General features: G+C 45.6%; 20 protein-coding genes. 17 read left to right on the top strand and 3 right to left on the bottom strand.

The window, feature by feature from the left end:
- Nucleotides 1-20: 20 nt before the first annotated feature.
- Nucleotides 21-2,039, bottom strand: a complete 2,019-nt coding sequence (mnmC, locus tag R7Q41_RS18175) for a bifunctional tRNA (5-methylaminomethyl-2-thiouridine)(34)-methyltransferase MnmD/FAD-dependent 5-carboxymethylaminomethyl-2-thiouridine(34) oxidoreductase MnmC (protein ID WP_213868040.1) — start codon at nucleotides 2,037-2,039, stop codon at nucleotides 21-23.
- A gap of 128 nt (nucleotides 2,040-2,167) precedes the next feature.
- Here mnmC and fabB point away from each other — a divergent pair, with 128 nt between their 5' ends.
- The 10 genes from fabB to purF all read left to right on the top strand — a co-directional run bounded on the left by fabB (nucleotide 2,168) and on the right by purF (nucleotide 16,438).
- The gene (gene fabB, locus R7Q41_RS18170; RefSeq protein WP_005380557.1) at nucleotides 2,168-3,379 is read left to right on the top strand and encodes a beta-ketoacyl-ACP synthase I; all 1,212 of its coding nucleotides are present in this window, start codon (nucleotides 2,168-2,170) and stop codon (nucleotides 3,377-3,379) included.
- Between the two features lie 340 nt (nucleotides 3,380-3,719).
- On the top strand, nucleotides 3,720-4,853 hold the full coding sequence (locus tag R7Q41_RS18165; protein WP_005380560.1) for a 4-phosphoerythronate dehydrogenase: 1,134 nt from the start codon (nucleotides 3,720-3,722) through the stop codon (nucleotides 4,851-4,853).
- On the top strand, nucleotides 4,850-5,863 hold the full coding sequence (locus R7Q41_RS18160; RefSeq protein WP_005380562.1) for an aspartate-semialdehyde dehydrogenase: 1,014 nt from the start codon (nucleotides 4,850-4,852) through the stop codon (nucleotides 5,861-5,863). Before R7Q41_RS18165 ends, R7Q41_RS18160 begins: the two co-directional genes overlap by 4 nt.
- A 197-nt stretch (nucleotides 5,864-6,060) precedes the next feature.
- Nucleotides 6,061-10,356 (top strand): FimV/HubP family polar landmark protein, encoded by a 4,296-nt coding sequence (locus R7Q41_RS18155; RefSeq protein ID WP_318144619.1) that lies wholly within the window; start codon nucleotides 6,061-6,063, stop codon nucleotides 10,354-10,356.
- A 142-nt stretch (nucleotides 10,357-10,498) separates the two neighbouring features.
- A complete protein-coding gene (gene truA / locus R7Q41_RS18150) occupies nucleotides 10,499-11,293 on the top strand; it encodes a tRNA pseudouridine(38-40) synthase TruA (RefSeq protein ID WP_318144618.1) in 795 nt (264 codons plus the stop codon).
- Nucleotides 11,294-11,490: 197 nt separating this feature from the next.
- Nucleotides 11,491-12,417 carry an acetyl-CoA carboxylase, carboxyltransferase subunit beta gene (gene accD / locus R7Q41_RS18145; RefSeq protein ID WP_005380583.1) on the top strand — a complete coding sequence of 309 codons (927 nt, stop codon included), beginning with the start codon at nucleotides 11,491-11,493 and terminating at the stop codon, nucleotides 12,415-12,417.
- Nucleotides 12,418-12,463: 46 nt separating this feature from the next.
- Entirely contained in the window at nucleotides 12,464-13,726 is a 1,263-nt protein-coding gene (gene folC, locus R7Q41_RS18140; RefSeq protein WP_005380586.1) for a bifunctional tetrahydrofolate synthase/dihydrofolate synthase, read from the top strand.
- A gap of 14 nt (nucleotides 13,727-13,740) precedes the next feature.
- Nucleotides 13,741-14,334, top strand: coding sequence for an SPOR domain-containing protein (locus tag R7Q41_RS18135; RefSeq protein ID WP_005380588.1), 594 nt, complete (start codon nucleotides 13,741-13,743; stop codon nucleotides 14,332-14,334).
- 61 nt (nucleotides 14,335-14,395) lie between these two features.
- On the top strand, nucleotides 14,396-14,887 hold the full coding sequence (locus tag R7Q41_RS18130) for a CvpA family protein (RefSeq protein WP_005380590.1): 492 nt from the start codon (nucleotides 14,396-14,398) through the stop codon (nucleotides 14,885-14,887).
- Nucleotides 14,888-14,923: 36 nt separating this feature from the next.
- Nucleotides 14,924-16,438: an amidophosphoribosyltransferase gene (gene purF / locus R7Q41_RS18125; protein ID WP_005380592.1), complete on the top strand. Its 1,515-nt coding sequence runs from the start codon at nucleotides 14,924-14,926 to the stop codon at nucleotides 16,436-16,438.
- Between the two features lie 66 nt (nucleotides 16,439-16,504).
- Here purF and R7Q41_RS18120 read toward each other — a convergent pair whose 3' ends face one another.
- Nucleotides 16,505-17,380 carry a LysR family transcriptional regulator gene (locus tag R7Q41_RS18120; protein WP_005384959.1) on the bottom strand — a complete coding sequence of 292 codons (876 nt, stop codon included), beginning with the start codon at nucleotides 17,378-17,380 and terminating at the stop codon, nucleotides 16,505-16,507.
- A gap of 289 nt (nucleotides 17,381-17,669) precedes the next feature.
- On the opposite strand from R7Q41_RS18120, the gene R7Q41_RS18115 reads away from it, so the two are divergent.
- The 7 genes from R7Q41_RS18115 (at nucleotide 17,670) to recR (ending at nucleotide 23,418) form a co-directional block, all read left to right on the top strand.
- A complete protein-coding gene (locus tag R7Q41_RS18115; RefSeq protein ID WP_005380606.1) occupies nucleotides 17,670-18,776 on the top strand; it encodes a response regulator in 1,107 nt (368 codons plus the stop codon).
- 226 nt (nucleotides 18,777-19,002) lie between these two features.
- A complete protein-coding gene (locus tag R7Q41_RS18110) occupies nucleotides 19,003-19,134 on the top strand; it encodes a hypothetical protein (RefSeq protein ID WP_005380608.1) in 132 nt (43 codons plus the stop codon).
- Between the two features lie 33 nt (nucleotides 19,135-19,167).
- Nucleotides 19,168-19,554 carry a YbaN family protein gene (locus R7Q41_RS18105; RefSeq protein WP_080276930.1) on the top strand — a complete coding sequence of 129 codons (387 nt, stop codon included), beginning with the start codon at nucleotides 19,168-19,170 and terminating at the stop codon, nucleotides 19,552-19,554.
- 162 nt (nucleotides 19,555-19,716) lie between these two features.
- Nucleotides 19,717-20,262 carry an adenine phosphoribosyltransferase gene (apt, locus tag R7Q41_RS18100; protein WP_005380615.1) on the top strand — a complete coding sequence of 182 codons (546 nt, stop codon included), beginning with the start codon at nucleotides 19,717-19,719 and terminating at the stop codon, nucleotides 20,260-20,262.
- Nucleotides 20,263-20,270: 8 nt separating this feature from the next.
- On the top strand, nucleotides 20,271-22,376 hold the full coding sequence (gene dnaX, locus R7Q41_RS18095) for a DNA polymerase III subunit gamma/tau (RefSeq protein WP_053306682.1): 2,106 nt from the start codon (nucleotides 20,271-20,273) through the stop codon (nucleotides 22,374-22,376).
- A gap of 82 nt (nucleotides 22,377-22,458) precedes the next feature.
- Nucleotides 22,459-22,788, top strand: coding sequence for a YbaB/EbfC family nucleoid-associated protein (locus R7Q41_RS18090; RefSeq protein WP_005380618.1), 330 nt, complete (start codon nucleotides 22,459-22,461; stop codon nucleotides 22,786-22,788).
- 30 nt (nucleotides 22,789-22,818) lie between these two features.
- Entirely contained in the window at nucleotides 22,819-23,418 is a 600-nt protein-coding gene (gene recR, locus R7Q41_RS18085) for a recombination mediator RecR (protein ID WP_005380619.1), read from the top strand.
- Between the two features lie 51 nt (nucleotides 23,419-23,469).
- Here the strand turns inward: recR and aqpZ are convergent, their stop codons facing one another.
- A complete protein-coding gene (gene aqpZ / locus R7Q41_RS18080) occupies nucleotides 23,470-24,168 on the bottom strand; it encodes an aquaporin Z (protein WP_258494094.1) in 699 nt (232 codons plus the stop codon).
- Nucleotides 24,169-24,272: the final 104 nt, after the last annotated feature.

Here is a 24,272-nt window from a genome sequence, read left to right as displayed (position 1 = left end):
ATTAAAACGAGAGAATACTCTTACAGCTCGGTAATGGCTTTGCCTTTTCTTAGTTTACGAACCCACATTCGACTTGGGTGAAGTTCGGTTAATACATCAACAGGTAATGGCAGCGGGTCCCCACAGATCTGGGAGGCCAACACTTCAGCTAATAGTGGTGCAGAGCTCAGTCCACGAGATCCTAAACCTAAGAAGCAGAATAGGTTAGGGTACTGATGAATGGTTTCTACCTCTTCTGCTTTTTGATTTTGTAAGTTGGCGTATTGCGTTTTGATCGTCTCAAAGTCACCCACATTTCCGACAAATGGTAAGTGATCTCGGCTAACACAACGAATACCTTGGCGAGATTGATTACCAGTGATATCTACCTCTTTTGCCCATGTTTGATTCGGTACACATTTCACTAGCTTTTCCGCATTATCTTTTTGGGCGTTTTCATCAAATTCGTAGTCAAGGTGACTGCGGTCGTAGCTTGCACCGATACACAAGTGTTGATTACTTGGGTTAACAGGTGTCATGTAACCGTCGTAACACAACACCGTTTTCAGCTGACTCAGCGTTTCGGTTGCTGGCGCATGACTGACTTGTCCTTTCACTTGTCCCATTGGTAGGGAAGCGGTTTGACTCAATGTCTGGAACTCATGGCCGTTCGCAATCACAACCGTTGAGTGCTCAAATGTTTGACCACTCGCCGTTAGTAGCCAGAGCTGACGCTTTTCATCCCAATCTAATGCCTCAACATGGTGTTCAAACTTCGTTGAGAGTAACGACGTCTGCTCCAATTGTTTAATTAACCCACGAGTTAACTCGGCAGGGCACAGCCACCCTCCCATTGGGTAGTGCACAGATGCCATATCAATAGGTAACCCGATAGTGTTCGCAGTCTCCTCGGCGGACAGCTTGTGAATGAGCTCTGGTGTGAAGTTACCCGCAAGTATTTTCTCCAGTTTGTCTGTGGATTTGTCATCCCACATCAACTGAGTCACGCCACACCAGTCATGATCAAAATCGATCTCTTGTGCTGCTTGTTCAACAAACTGACGTGCGAACAAAAATGCAGGAGCAAACACTCGTGAAACACCCGTGTGCGGGCCATTAAGCAGTGGATAAACGGCTCCTTGTCGATTGCCTGAAGCTCCTTTGGCTGGTTGTTTGTCTTTACAGTAAAGGGTGACGTTTTGGCCACGACGAACTAACGTTTTCGCTAACGCCGCGCTGGCTATACCACCACCAATGATGGCTATCGAATCAAGATTGCTAGATGCTGTGCGATTGAACCAAGGGAGATGGTTCGACTGCTTTTCACGTTGCTCCATAGAGCCGGCGATCATTTCTCGTTTAGTGCCGAAACCTTTCACCTTTTTCATTGTAAAGCCAGCTTCGTTCAAACCACGACGTACAAAGCCTGCTGCGGTAAACGTGGCAACTGTACAATCTTGCTTGGCTAGCTTTGCCATGTTGTTGAACAGGCCTTGGTTCCACATCTCTGGGTTTTTGCTTGGCGCGAATCCATCTAAGAACCAAGCATCAATCAAACCTTGTTCGTTGTATGGGACTTGCGGCATGCAGTCTTTAATGTCACCAAACCAAAGGTCGAGTGTGATTGCACCGTCTTCTAAAACAATGCGATGACACTCCGGCACAGCGGCAGGATAGTGCTTTTGTAACTTTTCCGCGTACTCAGCTAGCTCAGGCCAAGCTTCATGCGCCTTCTTTAAATCGGCTTTGCTTAATGGGTATTTTTCAAAGCTAATAAAATGCAGCTCTTTCAATGTTGCGTCCGGATGCTGACGACGAAACTCACTAAACCACTGGCATACTGCTAAGAAGTTTAATCCCGTGCCAAATCCTGTTTCACCAATGACAAAACGTCTTTGGTCAAATTCCTGCCATCTTTCTGGGAGATGATTTTGTTTTAAGAAAACGTAGCGTGTCTCTTCAAGACCGTTTACGTTAGAGAAGTAAACATCATCAAATTGGTCTGAAACCGGAGTACCAGCTTCGTTCCAACCAAGTTCTGCGTTTTTTATTGAAGTCATAATGGTGCAAATTTGTGATTTGGCGCGGTAAGAATGGGGCGATTGTACGAATTTATGGGAAAGCTGACCACTTTTGTTGACTATCTTAGTTATCATCTAGCGGATTTTTGAATTATAGGAATGTCATAATGAAACGAGTCGTAATCACCGGTATGGGTATTGTTTCAAGTATCGGTAACAACGTCGAAGAAGTTCTAGCGTCTCTTAAAGCGGGCAAATCTGGCATCACTGCATCTGAGCAGTTCAAAGAACACGGTCTTCGTTCGCAAGTATGGGGTGACCTAAAAATCAACCCGGCGGAACACATCGACCGTAAGCAGATGCGCTTTATGGGTGATGCGGCTGCTTATGCATACCTATCAATGGAGCAGGCAATCGCAGACGCTGGTCTTACAGAAGAGCAGGTTTCAAACGACCGTACCGGTATCGTTGCAGGTTCTGGCGGTGCTTCTGCATACAACCAAACGGTAGCGACAGACACGATGCGCGCCAAAGGCGTAAAGCGAGTTGGTCCTTACATGGTTCCTCGTACTATGTCTTCTACTGTTTCTGCTTGTCTTGCTACGCCATTTAAGATTCGTGGCGTGAACTACTCAATGAGCTCTGCATGTGCAACATCTGCACACTGTATCGGCCATGCTATGGAGCTTATTCAACTAGGCAAACAAGATATTGTTTTTGCTGGTGGCGGCGAAGAGCTAGATTGGTCTCAAACTATGATGTTTGATGCGATGGGCGCACTGTCAACCAAATACAATGACACGCCAGACAAAGCATCTCGTACATACGATGCAGACCGTGACGGTTTTGTTATCTCGGGCGGCGGCGGCATGCTGGTTATTGAAGAACTAGAGCACGCACTGGCACGTGGTGCGAAAATCTACGGTGAAATCGTAGGTTACGGTGCGACATCAGATGGCTACGACATGGTAGCGCCATCAGGTGAAGGCGCAATTCGTTGTATGAAGATGGCGATGCAAGACGTTGATGGTGTGGATTACATCAACACGCACGGCACATCGACACCAGTTGGTGACGTGAAAGAGCTTGGTGCTATCCAACAATTGTTTGGTGAGAACAGCCCTGCAATCTCTGCAACAAAAGCAATGACTGGTCACGCACTCGGCGCAGCGGGCGTGCACGAAGCGATTTACTCAACACTTATGCTAGACAAAAACTTCATTGCTCCAAGCATCAATATTTCAAACTTGGACGAAGCAGCACAAGGTCTGGACATCGTGACAGAAGCACGTGATGCAGAGCTAACGACCGTAATGTCAAACAGCTTTGGCTTTGGCGGCACAAACGCAACTTTGGTTATTAAAAAGTACCAAGGTTAACTGAATTTGTTGGCGCCTTGCGAGAGTACTGTAAACGCCAACAATCCAGTTTCCAGAGCTTGATCAGTCACACTGATCGAACAGACGCAGACTCTATCCCATGGAGAGCGGGATAGGATCCTTTTGTTCTGGAACTTTGCCCGGCTATTTAGCCGGGCTTTTTCTTTTCTCTGTTTCTGCTTTTCTCTAGGCTTCCCGTCAATCGATTCTATAGGAGTTACCTCCTTGAGGTTTATTGGTGTTATATCTTGAGATTTTTCGGGAAAAGGGCACAATCGCTTTAGTTTCGCATCTTGCGAATAAACGAACTCTTACAAATGGATGTTAGAACGCTGGCGCTATGAAAATTATTGTTGATGAAAATATGCCGTATGCTGAAGAACTATTCAGCCAACTCGGTAACGTAATTCTAAAACCAGGTCGTACACTGACCGCCGATGATTTAGTGGATGTTGATGCCCTAATGATTCGCTCAGTCACCAAAGTGAATGCTGACCTGATCAGCAAAGCAAACAAGCTGAAGTTTGTTGGTACGGCCACGGCAGGCATGGATCATGTTGACCAAGCACTCTTAAAAGAGAAAGGCATTTTCTTCACTGCGGCGCCAGGGTGTAACAAAGTGGGTGTGGCGGAATACGCGTTCAGCGTGATGATGGTGCTCGCTCAGCAACAAGGTTTCTCGGTATTTGACAAGACGGTAGGTATTATTGGTGCAGGCCAAGTAGGTAGCTACCTAGAGAAATGTTTGAAAGGCATGGGTATTAAAGTTCTGATCAATGACCCATTCAAACAAGAGGCTGGTGATCCTCGTAGCTTTACTCCGCTGACAGAACTGATTGAAAGCTCAGACATCATTACACTACATACGCCAATCACCAAAGATGGCCCATACCCAACGCATCATTTGATTGATGAGAAGGTATTAAATGGTCTCCGCAGCGATCAAATTTTGATTAACGCGGCTCGAGGTCCCATCGTTGACAACGCTGCTTTGAAGCAACGTCTTTTGAAAAACGATGGCTTTACAGCGGCACTCGACGTATTTGAATTTGAACCAGAGGTTGATATGGAGCTTCTGCCTCTGCTAGCATTCGCAACCCCTCACGTTGCAGGCTACGGCTTGGAAGGGAAAGCTCGCGGTACAACGATGATTTTCAACAGCTACTGTGAGTTCTTAAATAACGAATTACGTGCGCATGCCAGCGATTTACTGCCAACCGCGCCTGTTCCTACTATGGTATTGGACAGAGCTTGGGACGAAGCAACACTGCATAACATCACGCAGTTAATCTATGATGTGCGTAGAGATGACGCTCTTTTCCGCCGTGAAATCAGTAAGCCAGGCGCTTTTGACCTGATGCGTAAAAACTACTGGGATCGCCGTGAATACAGCGCTGTCACGCTAGTGGGTAACAAAACATGTAACCTTGCTCCATTAGCAGAACTAGGTTTTCAGATTGAGGTAAGTCAATGAGCCAGCAATATAATGTTGCCATTTTAGGTGCGACCGGTGCGGTCGGTGAAACAATTTTGGATGTGCTTCAAGAGCGCAAATTCCCAGTAGGCGAAATCTTCCTACTCGCGAGTGAGCGCAGCGAAGGCAAGACTTATCGCTTCAATGGTAAAACGGTACGCGTTCAAAACGTAGAAGAGTTCGATTGGTCTCAAGCGCATATCGCACTGTTTTCTGCTGGTGGTGAGCTATCAGCCAAGTGGGCTCCAATTGCCGCTGATGAAGGCGTGATTGTTATCGACAATACATCACACTTCCGTTACGAGTACGACATTCCTCTTGTTGTGCCTGAAGTAAACCCAGAAGCGATTGCAGAGTTTCGTAACCGTAACATCATTGCGAACCCGAACTGTTCAACCATCCAAATGCTGGTGGCACTAAAACCAATTCACGATGCGGTGGGTATTGAGCGTATTAACGTATCAACTTACCAATCGGTGTCTGGTGCAGGCAAAGCGGGTATCGATGAGCTAGCAGGTCAAACGGCGAAGCTGCTAAACGGTCTGCCTGCAGACAAGAAGCAATTCTCTCAACAGATCGCGTTTAACTGTATTCCACAAATCGATCAGATGATGGAAAACGGCTACACCAAAGAAGAAATGAAAATGGTGTGGGAAACACAGAAGATCTTTAACGATCCATCAATCACAGTCAATCCAACGTGTGTACGTGTTCCTGTATTCTACGGTCACGCAGAAGCACTTCACATTGAGACTCGTTCACCTATCGATGCACAAGAAGTCGTTAACTTGCTTGAACAAACTGACGGTATCGAAGTGTTCCACGGTGAAGACTTCCCTACACAAGTTCGCGATGCGGGCGGTAAAGACCATGTAATGGTTGGCCGTATCCGTAACGATATCAGTCATCATAGTGGCGTAAATCTGTGGGTTGTTGCTGATAACGTGCGTAAAGGCGCGGCAACTAACGCGGTGCAAATCGCAGAAGTTCTGATCCGCGATTACTACTAAGTCGTTTACAATTCGTTTCAAAGCCTCGCACAGTGCGAGGCTTTTTTGTACGAACGAAACAAAATAGTGTGAGATTAGTACGAATATGGCGAGAGCCACACATTTTTTATTCTCAACGCTATAGTTTTGCATGCGATATCCGATATATTTAACCGATCACCATTTCAAATTGTATTTAGCACAAAACTGAGCCTTCTATGCGTCAAAATTATAAGCGTTTGTTAGCAGCCCTTGTGTTGATGAGCGCGACTCAGACATCATCAGTGGTTCAAGCCGAAGGAATTCGTCTTGTTGGACCGTCTGGTGAAGTGCAATCATCTCCGAGCTATGCTGAAGATATTGAGCGAGCATTACCTGCTCCTCCTGCGAATACTCAACCGTCACGTTTCTTTGGTCCGACTGGTGAAAATCAAACACTATGGTCGATCGCTTCAGAATTACGACCTTCACGCGGTGTTACCGTTCAACAAACGCTTCTTGCCATTTACCGAATTAACCCTCAAGCGTTTGAGAACCAAAACATTCATGAATTGATCCCAGGGAGTCGGCTACGAGTACCTTCTCTAGAGCAAGTGCAAAGCGCGACCACAGCGCAAGCTGTTGCGATTATGAAGGCGCATGAAGCTAAGTTAAAACAGCCGAAGCCGTCAAATAGAGCGACGCCAGCACAACGAGTCACCGAGCAACCAAAGCCACAAATTAAAGTAGAACCCAAGCCTGCGGCTAAGCCAGAGACAGTGGCAGCAACGGAGCCAAAACCAACTCCGAAAACAATACCCGTCATCCCTGCGCCACCAGTAACCACCTCTCCGCAGGGTGAAAAGCAGGTCAGTGCGCTAAAGGACAAACTTCAAGGCTCACAAAGTGAATTAGAGTCATTAGAAGAGAAGAACCATCGTCTTCGATTGATGCTGTCAGAAGTGCAAAGCGAAGTCGAAACTTTGAAAAGCGAGCTGAATGACGAAGAACGCATTCGCTCAGAAGTCGAGAAACTGCTTGCAGAAGAGCGCCAGCGCCTTGCTGAACAACAGCGCATGCAACCAAGCACCATGGACAAAATTTTGTCTAATGGTTGGCTTGTTGGTCTTGCGGCATTAATTCCTGGTGCTTTGATTGCGTTGCTAGTTGTTATGCTTCTTGGTCGACGCTCTAAAGCGAAAGAGGAAGAAGCGGCTGCACAGGAACAGCAAAACGTTGATCCTCTTGCGGCGCCAATCGGTTTAGCGGCGGCGGATGAGCTTGATGAAGAGCTCACGCTTGATGATGAATTGTTTGCAGATGAAGATATCAACACACAGTCTTTACAAGAAGAGAAGTCAGATTTAGAAGAAGACGTCTTTGCTAACCTCGACGATGAAGAACTTGATTTCAATCTGGAAGGGGACGATGACCCATTTGCAGATATTGGCGATGACGGTGACCTAGATGTTGGTCTGGATGAGTTTGAGTCATCGAACAATGGTATCCAAGTCAACGGCGAAGAAAAAGCGCTTGGTTTAGAAGAAATGGAGCGAGCCTTAGATGAGGTTGCTCCAGAACTAGAAGTGCTCGATGACGATGAGTCTGGCTTCGATCTTTCGGATGATACGAATGAGAAATCAGACTCGCTTTCAGACGATGCATTTGCCGAGTTACTTGCAGCCGATGAGCCGTCAGAAGAGTTACCAAGTGACACTGTCGACCAGGATATGCTTGATGACTTGTTTGCTGAACTTGGCAACGATGACTTCGATTTAGATACTGATGAGCCTGAGTTAAAACAGCCCGTTTCGGATGATGACTTTAGTGTAGGAGAGGCATCTGACGACGATATCGATAAGCTATTGGCCCAGTATGAACAACCGGCTAGTGAATCGGAAGTTCGAGAAGCTGACGCCAATGAAGGTCCTGTTCTAGATGAAAACAGTACAGAGCTACTCGATGAACTCATTGATTTTGATGAAGATGACACAGACGAGTTTGATCCACTAAACGAGCTAGAAGCAATCTCTGGTTTTGAAGGTGATGACTCGATCGAAGAGTTAGACGCAGATAGCACAGACTTACTGGATGAACTCATTGATGATGTTACCTCTGAACTTGATGAAGAGACTGAAGCTGATTTAGATCCGTTTGATGATCTGATTCGAGAGGACGAGAGCCCAGAGCAGAATAAATCGGAAGAGGAAGAGTTACTGAAATCACTTGGTTTTGGTGAGTCAGACGCCGGCGAAAAGCCATCTTCCGTAGTTGAGTCAGAACAAACTCATGAAGATCCGGATATTGAGTCTGGGTTGGACATCGACGCTTTATTAAGTGAAAGCCAACCAGACACGCAACAAGCTGCAGAAGAGCAACCATTAACCGAGCCAGAAGCTGCTTCAGAGCCATTTAGCAGCGATGAATTTCTTGGTGATTTAGAGGACCTCTCACCAGAGAATGATCCTTTAATGAGCGAGCTAGACGACCTATTTGAGTCAGACAGTGAAGAACTTCTGCCAACAGAACAAGAAAAAGCGGATTTTTCTGCTGAACTTGACGCTCTATTTGATAGTGAAGACGATTTACCGCAGCAAGTTGAAAAAACACAAACGGAGATAGAGGAAGCTTCATCACTACAACAAGAGGCTACCGATACTGATTCAACACAAGAACCATCCGTGGAGTCCGATGCTGAGGTACAGCCTCACGTTGAGCAAGAGGAAGACATTCCAGCCTTCACGCCGACACCAAATACAATAGAAAATGAATTCGGTGTTCCACAAGAAGAAGATTGGCTACTGGATGAGCCTGAATTGGAGCCGGAAACTGAGTCGACCAACGATTCAGAAGAAGAGTTCAATTTTGACGAGCTGGATCTTCCAGAATTCAGCGAAGAAGATGCTCTAGCATCTATGGCTGGCGAACCTGCGTTAGAAACGTCCGAATCCGTTGAACCAGAACAAATTGAAGCCGACTTGCCAACTGAGTCCGAAGAAGAGTTCAATTTTGACGAGCTGGATCTTCCAGAATTCAGTGAAGAAGATGCACTGGCGTCTATGGCTGGCGAACCTGCGTTAGAAACGTCCGAGTCCGTTGAGCCAGAACAGGTTGAAGCCCACTTGCCAGCTGAGTCCGAAGAAGAGTTCAATTTTGATGAGCTCGATTTGCCAGAGTTCAGCGAAGAAGATGCTCTAGCATCTATGGCTGGCGAGCCTACGTTAGAAACGTCCGAGTCCGTTAAGCCAGAACAAGTTGAAGCCGACTTGTCAGCTGAGTCCGAAGAAGAGTTCAATTTTGATGAGCTCGATTTGCCAGAGTTCAGCGAAGAAGACGCATTGGCGTCTATGACGGATGAGCCGGAGTTAGAAACGTCCGAGTCCGTTGAGCCAGAACAGGTTGAAGCCGACTTGCCAGCTGAATCAGAAGATGAATTCAATTTTGACGAGCTGGATCTTCCTGAGTTTAGTGAAGAAGACGCATTGGCGTCTATGGTGGATGAGCCGGAGTTAGAAACGTCCGAGTCCATTGAACTAGAACAAGTTGAAGCCGACTTGCCAACTGAGTCCGAAGAAGAGTTCAATTTTGATGAGCTCGATTTGCCAGAGTTCAGCGAAGAAGATGCCTTGGCGTCGATGGAAGAAGAGCCAGAATTACCGAGCTCTGAGACTGCAGATATAGAACCAATCTCCGGTGAGGATGAAGAGTTAAGTTTTGACGACCAAGATCTTCCAGAGTTCAATGAGGAAGATGTTCTCGCGTCAATGAACGAGGGTGCGTCAGAGAGCCCTAAGGTTGAAGCAGAGACATCGAGACCAGCTATTCAAGCCGATAACGATCATGATGCTTTGTTTGAAGTATTTGCGCAGCAAAACGGCTTTGATACTGACCCAGAAGTGCAGCCAACAGCGACAGAGGGTGAGCCGCTCAGTAATTTGGATGATGAATCATCAATGGCTAACCTTCTTGCGGAAGACGCAAACTCAGAAGTATTTGAAGGTAAACTAGACAGTGACACCATCGCAAGTGCAGGTATGGATTTTGAAACCATGCTTGATGTTGGAGATGATTGGGATGGCTTTAAACCCGCTGCTGATAACGTAAGTTCTACTGAAGAAGTGCCTGAGGACCAGCGTGATGTTTGGAATTCGAGTGATGCACTAAGTCAGCCAGAGATCGCGCAAGAAAACTGGGCAGAGCAAAGCGACTTGGATGACTTCGACCCGAAGAAAAATCAATTTATGACGATTGATGAATTGATGGCTCAGGTCGACAGAGAAGGTGGTGAGTTCGAAGAAGAAGACCTTAAGCTCGATGTCGGATTGAACGAGTTTCCAGATGTTATCGGCGAGATCGGCGATATTGACGTAGATAACAATGCTGAAGCGGCTGGGAAACTGGATTTGGCTAAAATCTATCTCGAGATGAACGATTCTCAAGGGGCGATTAAACTACTAGAAGAGGCGATTGTTTACGGTGAGGATGATATTCGCCGCGAAGCAAAAAGCCTGATTGACGCCATTAATGGCCGATAAACCGAAACAAAAGGGTAGCGTTTGCTACCCTTTTTGTGTCCCGTTAGTAGGATGCTACCTTTATGTCACCCTTGGTGAAACTGGCAACTTGAGGTGACTTGAGTATATACTTCCCGCCCCATTTTAGAGTTCGAAGGTTAAGATGAGAATCGCATTAGGTATCGAGTACAACGGTACAAACTACTTTGGTTGGCAGCGCCAAAGAGAAGTGAAAAGTGTCCAAGAAGAGCTAGAGAAAGCATTGTCCGTCGTCGCTAATCACCCAGTTGAAGTTCAGTGTGCTGGTCGGACAGACGCAGGCGTGCATGGCACGGGACAAGTTGTGCACTTTGATACCAACGTTACTCGAAAAATGGTAGCTTGGACCATGGGCGCAAACGCGAACATGCCAAGCGATATAGCGGTTCGTTGGGCTAAGGAAGTTTCAGATGATTTCCATGCAAGATTCTCAGCGACAGCTCGCCGTTATCGTTACATTATTTTCAATCATGCTTTACGTCCAGGCATCCTAAACTCGGGGGTTAGTCACTATCATGGTGAGCTCGACGAGAAAAAAATGCATGAAGCAGGGCAGTTCCTACTTGGCGAAAATGATTTTACGTCGTTTCGCGCGGCGCATTGTCAGTCTCGCAGCCCATTTCGAAACTTGATGCATCTGAACGTTACGCGCCATGGGAACTATGTGGTTATTGATATTAAAGCTAATGCGTTCGTGCATCATATGGTTCGTAATATCACGGGTAGCTTGATAAAAGTTGGACGTGGCGAAGAGAGTTCTGAATGGATCAAGTGGTTATTAGAAGCCAAAGATCGCAAACTAGCGGGTGCGACAGCGAAAGCGGAAGGTCTGTACCTGGTAGATGTAGACTACCCAGAAGAGTTTGGGTTACCTGAAGTGCCGATCGGTCCACTGTTTTTACCAGATAATTTGAACTAATTTTACAAACTTATTTCAAAATATCGGTAGTGTTTACATTGAATGTGAACGGAAAACATACGCTATTTACGATATCAAAAATAGGTACAACCAGTTTTTTATCTACAGTAGCTGCAAGATATGGTTTAATCCGTCGGTATTATGTCGAATTTATATCTTTCGCAATGAAGCGGAAGAGTTGAGAGAAAAGGTCTTCCATGAGTTGGCTTGAAAAGATTTTAGAGAAAAGCAATCTAGTAAGTTCACGCAAAGCTTCTATCCCAGAAGGTGTGTGGACTAAATGTACCTCTTGTGAACAGGTTTTATACCATGCAGAGCTAGAGCGTAACTTAGAAGTTTGTCCAAAGTGTAACCATCACATGCGTATGAAAGCGCGTCGTCGTTTGGAAACATTTTTAGATGAAGGTAATCGAGTTGAATTAGGTTCTGAACTTGAGCCACAGGATAAACTGAAATTTAAAGATTCTAAGCGATACAAAGAGCGTATCTCTGCTGCACAAAAAAATAGCGGTGAGAAAGATGCGCTAGTTGTGATGCAGGGTGAATTGCTTGGTCTGCCGCTTGTGGCGTGTGCGTTTGAATTCTCCTTTATGGGTGGTTCAATGGGTTCAGTCGTTGGTGCTCGCTTTGTGAAAGCAGTGGATGCAGCCATTGAAAATAACTGTGCGCTTGTTTGTTTCTCAGCAAGTGGTGGTGCTCGTATGCAAGAGGCTTTAATGTCTCTTATGCAAATGGCAAAAACCAGTGCTGCGCTTGAGCGTTTATCAGAAAAAGGTCTGCCGTTTATTTCTGTTCTAACTGACCCTACAATGGGTGGTGTATCAGCAAGTTTGGCTATGTTGGGTGATATCAACATCGGTGAACCTAAGGCCCTCATTGGCTTTGCTGGTCGTCGTGTAATCGAGCAAACTGTACGTGAAGATCTTCCTGAAGGTTTCCAGCGTAGTGAGTTCCTACTTGATCACGGTGCTATTGATATGATCGTTGACCGTCGTGAAATGCGTCAGCGTGTGGGTGGTCTTATCGCTAAGATGACTAACCACAAGTCTCCTTTGGTGGTTTCGGTTAACGAATCTCCAAATGAAGAGCCATATTCTGTACCAGAAGCGGACGAAAAAGGGTAAAGTATCAACTAACATAAAAACCAAAGAATTTAATGGTTAAAGTTAGATGACCCAAAACCCAATTCCTCAAGCCACATCTTCATTAGAGATGTGGCTTGATTATTTAGCAAATATTCATTCCTCAGCAATTGATCTAGGCTTAGACCGTGTCCAAGCGGTAGCAAACAAAGCCAATCTTACCAAACCAGCTCCAACCGTAATCACCGTTGCCGGAACCAATGGCAAAGGCTCAACGTGTGCGTTAATGGAAGCCATTTTACTTGATGCTGGCTATTCAGTCGGTGTTTATAGTTCTCCGCACCTGATTCGTTACAACGAGCGTGTACGCATTAATGGCGTTGACGTTGTAGATGCCAAGCACTGTGAAGCATTCGATTATGTAGAAAAGCAGCGTGGTGATGTTAGCCTTAGCCTCTTTGAATTCGGTACGCTTGCTGCGCTACGTATTTTCCAAGTAGAGAAAGTTGATGTTGTCTTACTTGAAGTAGGACTTGGCGGCCGTCTAGACGCCACTAACGTTGTTGACCATGATGTTTCTGTTATTACGAGCTTAGCGATCGATCATGTGGATTGGCTTGGTGATGACATCAATGTTATTGGTTTTGAAAAAGCGGGCATTTACCGTTCAGGGAAGCCAGCAATTTGTGGTCAACCGACGCCACCAGCGACCGTGGCGGCTCATGCTGACGATATTGGTTCTGAGTTCTTCCAAGTAGGTATTCAGTACGATTACCAACTAACTGATAATGGTTGGAAATGGAGCAGTGGGGCATTTGAGTTAGAGGATTTACCAATCCCATCGCTACCATTACAAAATGCAGCCACTGCACTGATGGCACTAGGGGCTTCGGAATTGCAAATCACTGACATAAATATTGTCAATGGCTTGAATAATGCTCGTTTGGCGGGGCGTATGCAAGTACTGCATCACGAACCTGAAATAGTCCTTGATGTCGCTCATAACCCGCACTCTGCTGAGTATTTGGTAGAAAGAGTGAAGCAACAATATCTGGGTAAGAATATCCATATTGTGGTTGCAATGCTGCATGACAAGGACATTAAAGCAACCATTGAAGCGCTAACTCCAGTTGCAACACAATGGTATCCAGCGTCGCTTACTGGACCGAGAGCGGCGACCGCTGATGAATTGTGCCAATACTTACCTGATGGGCAAGTTCATTTTGAAAACCCTGTTGACGCCTTCGAGAGTGCGAGAAGCCACGCAAAGGCAGGAGACGTTATTCTGGTGGTTGGCTCATTCCATACCGTCGGAGAGGTATTGGAACATTGGCAATCAAATAATAAATAAGCAAAGGTATTTTGATGGCAAGTAAATTCCAAAGTCGTTTAGTCGGCACCATCATTCTAGTCGCAGTCGGAGTCATTGTTCTTCCCGATGTGCTAGATGGTAAGAAACTGCACTACAAAGAAGAATTTGCCAGTATTCCTATCAAACCAGAACTTGATAGTGATGTGGAAAACTTCGAAATATTAGAGCCGGTGGAAGACGACATTACGTTACCGGATTCTCCGGTTGAAGCTGTAGTGCAAGAACGTGAGGATGCTCAAGTAGCCGTTTCTGAGCCCGAGCCAGTGCCAACATCTAAACCTGAGGTCATCAAACAACCAGAGCAAGTTGAGGTCGTCACTCGTCCTGTTCAAGAGAAAAATCAATATGAAGATTCAGCTTGGATCATTCAGTTGATGGCACTTAAGAATCACGAAAATGCTGTCGCGCTTGTCGCGGATTTGCAAAAGCGTGGTTATCAAGCTCACACAAAGAAAGAAAACGAGTTTACGAGAGTGATTGTTGGCCCTGATGTGTCAAAAAGTAAACTTGAACGACAAGTTCAAGAATTACAAAAAATTACAGGCTCAAAAGGTCAATTGCTTAAATTTAAGCCATTAAATCCATAAGAAAACGTTTGCGTCAGCATTTTTTCTGTTAAAATGCGCGCCAACTTAAGATGAAGAAAAGATGAATTGGATAGATTTTATCATTTTAGGTGTGATCGGATTTTCAGCTCTGATCAGTTTAGTTCGCGGTTTTGCTAAAGAAGCTTTGTCTTTGGTGATTTGGTTCGGAGCGTTTTTTATCTCCAGTAATTACTATGCCAAATTGGCGGTGTACTTCACCAACATCGAAGATGATATGTTTCGTAACGGAGCGGCGATTGCGGCGTTATTTGTCGCAACCTTGGTAGTTGGTGCAGTGGTGAATTACGTCATTGGTCAACTGGTACAAAAAACAGGGCTATCAGGTACGGACCGAATTCTCGGGATTGTATTTGGTGGTCTACGCGGAGTCTTAATTGTTTCTGCGGTGCTGTTTTTTATGGATGCGTTTACTGCATTCCCAAGCTCGGATTGGTGGAAAGATTCACAGTTGATCCCTGAGTTCAGCCGTATCATCGCCCCATTCTTCGAGCATTTACAAGCAACATCAAGTTTTCTGTCTGGCACTATCTAGTAGTGCCAGCTACTGTCGCAAATCGAGGATTAGGACATGTGTGGTATTGTTGGAATCGTGGGCACAACGCCTGTAAACCAGTCTATTTATGACGCGTTAACGGTGTTACAGCATCGTGGCCAAGATGCCGCTGGTATTTGTACCATAGAAAGCAATCGTTTTCGTCTACGTAAGGCGAACGGTTTAGTCAAGGATGTATTTGAAGCAAGACACATGCAACGCCTGCAAGGCGAGGTCGGAATTGGTCATGTTCGTTACCCTACAGCAGGCAGTTCAAGCGCTTCAGAAGCTCAACCTTTCTACGTAAACTCTCCTTTCGGTATTACACTTGCCCACAACGGTAACTTGACTAACGCTAACGAAGTTCGTCAGAAGCTGTTTGAAAAAGATCGCCGTCATATCAATACCACTTCAGACTCTGAAGTATTACTAAATGTACTGGCGCACGAAATTGACTCAGTAAAAGGAAATGTCACGACCGAAGACGTATTCCGCGCAGTCACCAATGTTCATCGCACAATTCGCGGTGCTTATGCTGTGACAGCTATGATCATTGGTCATGGTATGATTGCATTTCGTGACCCACACGGTATTCGCCCGCTGTGTTTAGGTAAGCGTGAAGTTAACGGCAGAGCAGAGTACATGGTTGCGTCTGAATCGGTGGCATTGGATGCGGTCGGTTTTGATTTCGTCCGTGATGTTGCACCTGGGGAAGCGATTTACGCAACGTTTGACGGTGAGCTTTACACGAAGCAGTGTGCAGATAATCCTAAGCTTAACCCTTGTATTTTCGAGTTCGTGTACTTTGCTCGTCCGGATTCGTTCATCGATAAAATTTCGGTATACAGCGCTCGCGTTGAAATGGGTAAAAAGCTGGGCGAACGTATTCGTGAAGATTATGCAAACCTTGATATCGATGTTGTCATTCCTATCCCTGAAACGTCTTGCGACATTGCACTGCAAATCGCTCAAGCGATCGATATCCCTTATCGCCAGGGTTTCGTGAAAAACCGTTATGTTGGACGTACGTTTATCATGCCTGGCCAGCAACAACGTAAGAAATCAGTACGTCGCAAGTTGAATGCTATTCGTTCGGAATTCAAAGGTAAGAACGTGTTGCTGGTGGATGACTCTATTGTTCGTGGTACAACGTCAGAGCAGATTATTGAGATGGCTCGTGATTCTGGTGCCAAGAAAGTGTACATGGTCTCAGCGGCCCCTGAAGTTCGTTTCCCGAACGTATATGGCATTGATATGCCAAGTGCTACAGAGCTTATTGCCCATGGCCGTGACAACGATACAATTTGTAAGCAGATTGGTGCCGATGCGCTTATTTATCAACGCCTAGAAGATTTGGTAGAAGCTGTAGGTCTTGGAAATCAAGACATTACTCAGTTCGATACTTCCGTGTTTAACGGCGAATACGTAACGGGTGATATTGACCAACAATACCTAGATTTTTTAGATGGTCTTCGTAATGATGATGCGAAAACACAACTTGAAATCCAACAGGATTTAGCAAATCTAGAGCTTCATAACGAAGGCGCATAGGATGCGCTTTCTTAAGTCGTAAAAAAACCAGAGCTTTGGCTCTGGTTTTTTGTTTTCGCTATCTAGTTAGTGAATGTTATAAGCGATCACAAAGTCAATAAAGAGGCGAACTTTCTCTGGCAGGTGGTCTTTGTGGTTGTAAAGCATATAAATGTCGCGCGGGTTTGCACTCCAATCTGGCAGTACGCGTACCAAATCGCCGCTCTCGATATACTCTTTGATCATGACATCTGGCATTAGTGTGATGCCTAAACCTTCGGAACAAGCACTGCGCACCACATTGAGCGCGTTTGCTTGAAAACGACCACGGTCAACATTCACCACAGACTCGCCTTTGCTATTAATCAAGGTCCACTTAATAAGCGGGTACCCTTTTAGCAATGAATGGTTAGAGAGCTCTTCTGCATGATGTGGCGCAGGATTCGAGGTTAGATAGTCAGGGCTTGCAACGAGAATATCCTTCACTTCGCCAATCTTACGCGCGATGAGGCTAGAGTCGCGTTGAGGTCCCACTCGAAAAATTACATCCCATTCAGTAGGGTCAAGCTTGTCCGCATTATTCTCTGTCGTTAGCTCAATGTTGATGTCCGGGTACTGCTTCATAAAGCTGTTGAACATCGGCATCATCATTCGTTTAGTTAAGTTGTAAGGCGCGGATATCTTAATCTTGCCGGATGCTCCTCGGCAGTCGTCAGTGATTTCCTCTGCTGCGGTTGTTAGCCTTTGTAGTAAAGGAGAGCACTCATGGTAAAAACGTTCCCCTGCTTCAGTGAGCGAAAGTTTGCGAGCATGACGGTTCAATAGTCGAAGATTGACAGAGTCTTCTAGCGCTTGAATGCGTCGGGTGATGGTCGCAACCGGGATCATGGTTTTTCGCGAAGTTGCGGTGTAGCTCCCATTTTCGACAACCAGTCGAAACAGGTTTAAGTCATCTAATTTCATATTTCCAGACACATTAAATTACCGATTACGGTTAATTTATAATTAACTTTGTGATCAAAGCTTGCTTTAAGTCAACATGTTGCATCATTTGAACACAGCAACCCTGTTTGAGTAAATACTGTTATACGCCGTAATATTTGTATTAATGCAGTTTCCGAGCTAAGTTTTATAACAAGGTAAAGCGGCCTCAGGTCTTGCTGTGACACGTTTTGCTGGAAGTAAACACAACAAAAATAATGACTTAATAATAAATCTGTTTTTTTGACTGAGCTTTGTGAGGGATAAAGGTATGTTTAAGACTCACAGTCAAACGGCAATGGTCTCGGCACAGGAAGTGATTAATCAAAAACTAATAATGTTGGTGGACGATGATCCAATATTTCGTAAAGTAACCAATGCCTATTTAGAAAGTCAGGGTTTTAAAGTAGTAGAAGCAGAAAACGGCCTAGAAGCGCTTCAACAACTCAGGGAATGCCAACCCGATCTTATCTTATGTGATTTATCGATGCCGGTCTTAGATGGTATCGAGTTCGTCGAAGAAGTTAGTCTCGAATACCCATATATGCCGCTTATCGTGGTATCAGGCACGGATGAAATGTCCGATGTCGCGAAAGCGTTGCGATTTGGTATTAAAGATTTTCTTCCTAAACCGATAGGTAATTATGAGCACCTATCTCAGGCGATAGAGAATACGCTAGAAGATACCGATAGCCACTTCTCAGAACAACGTGACTTTTCAAGTCAGTGGTTCAGGGTTGATGATGGTGGTGAAATCCCAGATGAACAAGAGCTGTATTGGCATCTGGAATATTTACAACAGAATCCGAGTGCGGCAAGAGATTTACTGCAAGCTCTATTGCCAGAAAAGGATGCTGCTCAGGGAGATTGGCGCTGCTCGTACCGTTTATTGCAATCGACGGATGTGATGCCCTTGGTTTTCGATTATCGTTGGTTAATGAATGGTCAATTTGCGTTTTATCTAGTTGATTCTGCTTCCCAAGCTAATGATGGAGTTGCGACGACATTGCTCGTTAGGGCATTGTTTGACGACTATCTCCGTAACTTGAAAAGTTTCAGTGCTGATCTCAAGGACATGGTAGGGATCATTGAAAAAGGAATTGAGTGTTCGGAGTGTGCGGGTGCAGTCAATGCTGTGTTTGGTGTCGCCGACCTCGCTTCATCCTCGGTCTCTATATTGCCTGCGGGTTTAGATAGCCATTGGTCTGACGGAAATACGAATCAACACATCGCAGCAGGTAACCGTTTAGGGGGAGGAAGTATGAAAAACTTCATCACCCGCGATTTACCGCTTAGTGTTGCAGGACAGTTATCTATCGGGTGTTTAGGTTCTTCAAGTTTTAGTTTAAGTATTACCCGGAAATCCCGACTAGTATAATTATGACTTGCAAACCAACAATAAGCAGCGTCCTGACGCTGCTTATTATCTTTTTAGAACCACCAAAACAACATACGTTTAGTTCAATAACCTTACTTTTTACTGGTGTTTAGATTTGGCTGTTTAATGTATAGTCAGCGCTTAAAACAATAATGACCCATTTGTGCAACGATAATTTAACGCTGTGCCTTGGGAGAAGCAAAGTCAACTAGTGAGAAGACACATCATGGCAGACAAAGATTTTAAAGAGCCTTATAATATTTTTTACTTTTTAGGTTTTATTGCAGTTCTTTTGATCCCAACACTTCCTGCAACGCTAACCTGGCTTCGTGTAATGAATGGTTACGCAGGCTTTTAATCTAGCAATTTTGTACCGGAGTTCACCATTCGTATTAAGCGTTACTTTTTCAATACTGTTGGTGGACTCTGTATTGTGCTCGGCATAGCCGGCATAGCCCTTCCACTGTTACCCACCACACCTTTTATTTTGCTTGCTAGCGCATGTTTTATGCGTGGTAGCCCCGCATTTCATCAATGGTTACATAACCACAAAACGTTTGGACCCATTCTCGACAATTGGCATAAGCATCGGGCTGTTACTTCAAAAGTAAAAAAGCGTGGTGCGATTTTTATTGCGCTTAGTTTCATGGTTTCAATCGTTGTTGTCCCCCTCGTTTGGGTAAAAATTGGTCTTTTAGTGATGCTAATCGTTTTACTCAGCTGGTTTATGCGTCTGCCTGTGATTGAGTTGGTTGCTGACCGAGAAGAAAATCACTAAGATTGTAGAGAATAGTGTGCCCGCTCTTCGAGTGGGCGTTTGTATTTTCAGCGCCTGTGACTTTTACGAAAATAAGCACATAGTGGTGAAAACCTATTGTTCGTTGCCCTCGTGATACTGCGATTAGAGAGGGCGATGAGCCAATCTAAGTAAATCGGTATTATGACTACAGAAACAATTTCACTGATCAAATCTAGCATCAAAAGCATCCAAGACTACCCAAAGCCAGGCATTCTATTTCGTGATGTGACGAGCCTTCTTGAAGACGCGAAAGCATACCAAGCGACGATCAACTTACTTGTTGAACGTTACAAAGATATGGGCTTTACCAAGGTTGTGGGTACGGAAGCCCGTGGCTTTCTATTTGGCGCGCCTTTAGCGCTTGAGCTAGGTGTTGGTTTTGTACCAGTGCGTAAACCAGGCAAGCTACCACGCCCTACTGTTGCTCAATCTTATGAGCTTGAATACGGCGTTGATACACTAGAAATCCATACAGATGCCATCGTTGAAGGCGACAAAGTACTGGTTGTCGACGATTTATTGGCAACGGGCGGTACTATTGAAGCGACGACTAAGCTGATTCGCCAACTGGGTGGTGAAGTTGAGCACGCTGCGTTCGTTATCAACCTACCAGAAATCGGTGGCGATAAACGTTTAGAAGCACTAGGTCTAAACGTGTACAGCATCTGCGATTTTGAAGGACATTAATACATTCAATGAGTTATTTAGCTTTAGCGCGAAAATGGCGTCCTAATCAGTTTGACCAAGTTGTCGGACAAAAACATGTCCTGACGGCGTTGGAAAACGCACTGGCGCAAAACCGTTTACACCATGCTTATCTGTTCAGCGGGACTCGTGGTGTGGGTAAAACGAGTATCGGTAGGCTGTTTGCCAAAGGCTTGAACTGCGAAACCGGCATTACCGCGACACCTTGTGGTAAGTGTGATACTTGTCGTGAAATTGATGAAGGTCGCTTTGTCGATCTTCTTGAAATCGACGCAGCATCACGTACTAAAGTTGAAGACACTCGTGAACTGTTAGACAACGTTCAATACAAACCTGCTCGTGGACGTTTTAAAGTGTACCTCATCGATGAGGTGCACATGCTATCGCGTCACTCTTTCAATGCGTTGTTGAAAACCCTGGAAGAGCCGCCAGAGTATGTGAAGTTCTTACTCGCAACAACTGATCCACAAAAGCTGCCTGTCACTATATTGTCGCGTTGTCTTCAGTTTCATCTGAAACCAATCAGCGTTGATGATATTCACCAGCAACTTGATTACATCCTAGGTCAAGAGCAAGTTTCAGCAGAGCCAAAAGCGTTGGGTATGATCTCACATGCTGCAGATGGCAGTATGCGTGATGCTCTTAGCTTGACTGATCAAGCAATTGCATTAGGTAACGGTGCGGTGCAAGCCGATATTGTCAGCCACATGTTGGGGACGATTGATACCGACCAAGCGATTCACTTACTAGAGTCAATCAGCAGCAAGAAACCTCAACAAGCTATGGATAAAATCCAACAATTAGCGGCAAATGGTGTTGAGTGGGATGGTTTGTTGCAGCAAGTCGCAACACAGTTACACCGAATTGCGATGTATCAAGCGTTGCCCGCGTCGTTAGACCGAGCACAACCAGATGCAGAGAAAATTGAGCTGTTGAGTAAAGCTCTAAGCCCGCAAGACGTTCAGCTTTACTATCAAATTGCATTAAAAGGTCGTGAAGATTTGACCCTCTCGCCAAATGGGCGAGTCGGTTTGGAAATGATTGTGCTGCGTATGTTGGCGTTCCGCCCATCAAATAACAGTGGGGCAAATGTTGTTTCTAGTAACTGCGAGCCAGCGTCATCTCCGGCTCAAAGTACCAGTCAACCAAAGGCTGCGCCAGCTCAGACAGCCGCGGCTCCTCGAGCTCAGCAGCCGAGTCCAGCACAAAGCTCACCACAAGTGGCGCCTCAACCTTCATCCAGTTCACAACCTGAATATCACGCGAGTGGATATGAGACGGTTCCGCCACAGTATGATATGGCGCCGCCGATGAGCGAAAACCCTGCACCGCAGCATGAAACGCCACCTCAACAAGTGCAAGAGAGCGTTTCAACACCGGCGCGCGGTGGTCTAAGCGGTTTACGTCACCAATTACGTTCTCAGCGTCAAGGCCTACAACAGAACACTCCTCAAAATGGTGGCTCAAAAAAGCCTAAAGCGGCATCTGCACAACCAGAATCGGTTATCGACCGAGTAGCGCAATTGCATGGCAATTCCGCGCAGGTGTCGCCAAACTCAGCTCCGAAGTCGACGGAGCCACAAGTTGAGGAAGCGTATCGCTGGCGTCCAAGCAAGCCTGTTGAGACAAAAGTAAATACAAAACTGACACCTACGCAGCTCAAGCAGGCACTTGAGCATGAGAAAACGCCTGAAATGGCACAAAAGCTCATCGATGAGTCATTAGAACATAATGAATGGGCGAAGCTCATCAGCTTAATGGAGATCCCTAAGCTGGTAGAGCAACTTGCGCTAAACTCTCATTATAGTAAGGAAGGAACAACCGTTTCGTTACTATTGAGAAGCAGCCAAGCTCATTTGAATACTGATAGAGCTCAAGCCGAATTGCTCAAAGCACTTAATACCGTGTTAGGTGAAGAGTGCCACATGAGCATCGAAATAGGGGAGAGTGGAGAAACACCACTTGAACTGAGAGATAGGCTCTACCAAGAGAAATTACAGCAAGCGCTGAACAGTTTAGAAAACGATCCAAATGTTCAATTTATTGAACGTCGTTTTGCTGCAGAGCTTGATAAAGATAGTGTGCGCCCTATCTAATAATCGAATGGAATGGGGTTGAAAACCCAAAGGTATAACCCCATTAATTGATGCAACACCTCATTAAACCAGAGAGATAAACATGTTTGGTAAAGGCGGTATGGGCAACCTAATGAAGCAAGCCCAGCAAATGCAAGATCGCATGCAAAAGCTTCAAGAAGAAATCGCGAATATGGAAGTAACTGGCGAGTCTGGTGCTGGTCTAGTTAAAGTTACTATCACTGGTAGCCACAGCGTACGTCGTGTTGACATCGATGAAAGTTTGATGGAAGACGACAAAGAAATGCTTGAAGATCTGATCGCTGCGGCGTTCAATGATGCAGCCCGTCGTGTTGAAGAAACTCAAAAAGAGAAAATGGCTTCTGTAACTGGCGGTATGCAACTACCACCAGGTATGAAAATGCCATTCTAATCTGCTGATATTTAATTAAGCGGACTTTTAATGCGTACCAGTCATATGCTGGAACAATTGATGGAGGCCTTACGTTGTCTACCTGGGGTTGGCCCCAAGTCAGCGCAGCGTATGGCCTTTCATTTGTTACAGCGCGATAGAAAAGGCGGTTTGCAGCTTGCAGATGCGCTTAGTCAGGCAATGACAGAAATAGGTCATTGTACTGAGTGTCGAACCTTCACCGAAGAAGAAGTCTGTCACATTTGTACCAACCCAAAACGCCAAGAAAATGGTCAAATTTGTGTGGTAGAAAGCCCGGCAGACATCGCAGCCGTTGAAGCAACAGGCCAATATTCTGGTCGGTATTTTGTTCTTATGGGGCATTTGTCGCCATTAGATGGTATTGGTCCAAGTGATATTGGATTGGATGTCCTTGATTACCGCTTACGTCGCGGTGATATTACCGAAGTGATTTTGGCGACAAACCCAACAGTTGAAGGTGAAGCCACTGCCCACTACATCGCAGAGCTATGTAAAGAGCACCAAGTTGATGCCAGCCGCATCGCGCATGGTGTGCCTGTCGGTGGGGAGCTAGAGCTTGTTGATGGCACGACGTTGTCACATTCGCTATTAGGTCGACACAGAATTTAATAAAAAGCCGCTGAATTCAGCGGCTTTTTTGATTTTGGGAGTTAGGAACGATTAATCGTTCGATTCTTTACCAAGAAGATTTTTGTAGATAACTGCACCAAGCACGCCACCCACAATAGGAGCAATCCAGAACAGCCATAGCTGAGAAACCGCCCAGTCACCCACATATACTGCGACTGCCGTGCTACGAGCAGGGTTTACTGACGTATTGGTGACAGGAATGCTGATCAGGTGAATGAGAGTCAAACACAGGCCAATTGCGATAGGTGCAAAGCCTTGTGGCGCACGTTTGTCTGTTGCACCCATAATGACAATCAGGAACATCATCGTCATGACAACTTCAGTCACAAGTGCAGCGATCATCGAGTATTGGCCTGGAGAGTGTTCACCATAACCATTGGCGGCAAAGCCAGAACCCACAACATCGAATCCTGCTTGTCCAGATGCAATAACGTAAAGCACGCCACCTGCGATAAGCCCGCCGATCACTTGTGAGATGATGTAAGGCGTAACGTCTTTTGTCTCAAAACGACCGCCAGCCCAAAGGCCAACTGTCACTGCAGGGTTCAAGTGACAACCTGAAATATGACCGATAGCAAATGCCATCGTCAGAACGGTTAAACCGAATGCCAAAGCAACGCCCAACAGACCAATACCCACTTCAGGGAAACCCGCAGCCAACACCGCGCTACCACAGCCGCCTAACACTAGCCAGAACGTGCCAAAAGCCTCAGCCAAATACTTATTCATGTTCTTTCCTGATCTTTAATTAAATGACCCGCTGAACATAGTCGAGAATTGTCAATAAATTGTGAGGGAGATCGCGCAAAAACCGCAAATGGAACGCTATGTGG

Source organism: Vibrio sp. 2096 (assembly GCF_033339595.1).
GTDB classification, from domain to species: Bacteria; Pseudomonadota; Gammaproteobacteria; order Enterobacterales; family Vibrionaceae; genus Vibrio; species Vibrio alginolyticus.
Note: the sequence above shows the minus strand (reverse complement) of the source record. Positions and strands in the feature narration are given on the sequence as shown.

Bases quoted from the DNA above. Each gene is read 5' to 3' on its own strand.
- recR (WP_005380619.1), top strand. From the start codon at position 22,819: ATGCGTACCAGTCATATGCTGGAACAATTGATGGAGGCCTTACGTTGT.
- R7Q41_RS18135 (WP_005380588.1), top strand. From the start codon at position 13,741: ATGGCAAGTAAATTCCAAAGTCGTTTAGTCGGCACCATCATTCTAGTC.
- truA (WP_318144618.1), top strand. From the start codon at position 10,499: ATGAGAATCGCATTAGGTATCGAGTACAACGGTACAAACTACTTTGGT.
- mnmC (WP_213868040.1), bottom strand. From the start codon at position 2,039: ATGACTTCAATAAAAAACGCAGAACTTGGTTGGAACGAAGCTGGTACT.
- R7Q41_RS18130 (WP_005380590.1), top strand. From the start codon at position 14,396: ATGAATTGGATAGATTTTATCATTTTAGGTGTGATCGGATTTTCAGCT.
- R7Q41_RS18120 (WP_005384959.1), bottom strand. From the start codon at position 17,380: ATGAAATTAGATGACTTAAACCTGTTTCGACTGGTTGTCGAAAATGGG.
- R7Q41_RS18165 (WP_005380560.1), top strand. From the start codon at position 3,720: ATGAAAATTATTGTTGATGAAAATATGCCGTATGCTGAAGAACTATTC.
- apt (WP_005380615.1), top strand. From the start codon at position 19,717: ATGACTACAGAAACAATTTCACTGATCAAATCTAGCATCAAAAGCATC.
- folC (WP_005380586.1), top strand. From the start codon at position 12,464: ATGACCCAAAACCCAATTCCTCAAGCCACATCTTCATTAGAGATGTGG.
- accD (WP_005380583.1), top strand. From the start codon at position 11,491: ATGAGTTGGCTTGAAAAGATTTTAGAGAAAAGCAATCTAGTAAGTTCA.
- dnaX (WP_053306682.1), top strand. From the start codon at position 20,271: ATGAGTTATTTAGCTTTAGCGCGAAAATGGCGTCCTAATCAGTTTGAC.
- R7Q41_RS18115 (WP_005380606.1), top strand. From the start codon at position 17,670: ATGTTTAAGACTCACAGTCAAACGGCAATGGTCTCGGCACAGGAAGTG.
- R7Q41_RS18110 (WP_005380608.1), top strand. From the start codon at position 19,003: ATGGCAGACAAAGATTTTAAAGAGCCTTATAATATTTTTTACTTTTTA.
- aqpZ (WP_258494094.1), bottom strand. From the start codon at position 24,168: ATGAATAAGTATTTGGCTGAGGCTTTTGGCACGTTCTGGCTAGTGTTA.
- R7Q41_RS18090 (WP_005380618.1), top strand. From the start codon at position 22,459: ATGTTTGGTAAAGGCGGTATGGGCAACCTAATGAAGCAAGCCCAGCAA.
- R7Q41_RS18160 (WP_005380562.1), top strand. From the start codon at position 4,850: ATGAGCCAGCAATATAATGTTGCCATTTTAGGTGCGACCGGTGCGGTC.
- R7Q41_RS18155 (WP_318144619.1), top strand. From the start codon at position 6,061: ATGCGTCAAAATTATAAGCGTTTGTTAGCAGCCCTTGTGTTGATGAGC.
- fabB (WP_005380557.1), top strand. From the start codon at position 2,168: ATGAAACGAGTCGTAATCACCGGTATGGGTATTGTTTCAAGTATCGGT.
- purF (WP_005380592.1), top strand. From the start codon at position 14,924: ATGTGTGGTATTGTTGGAATCGTGGGCACAACGCCTGTAAACCAGTCT.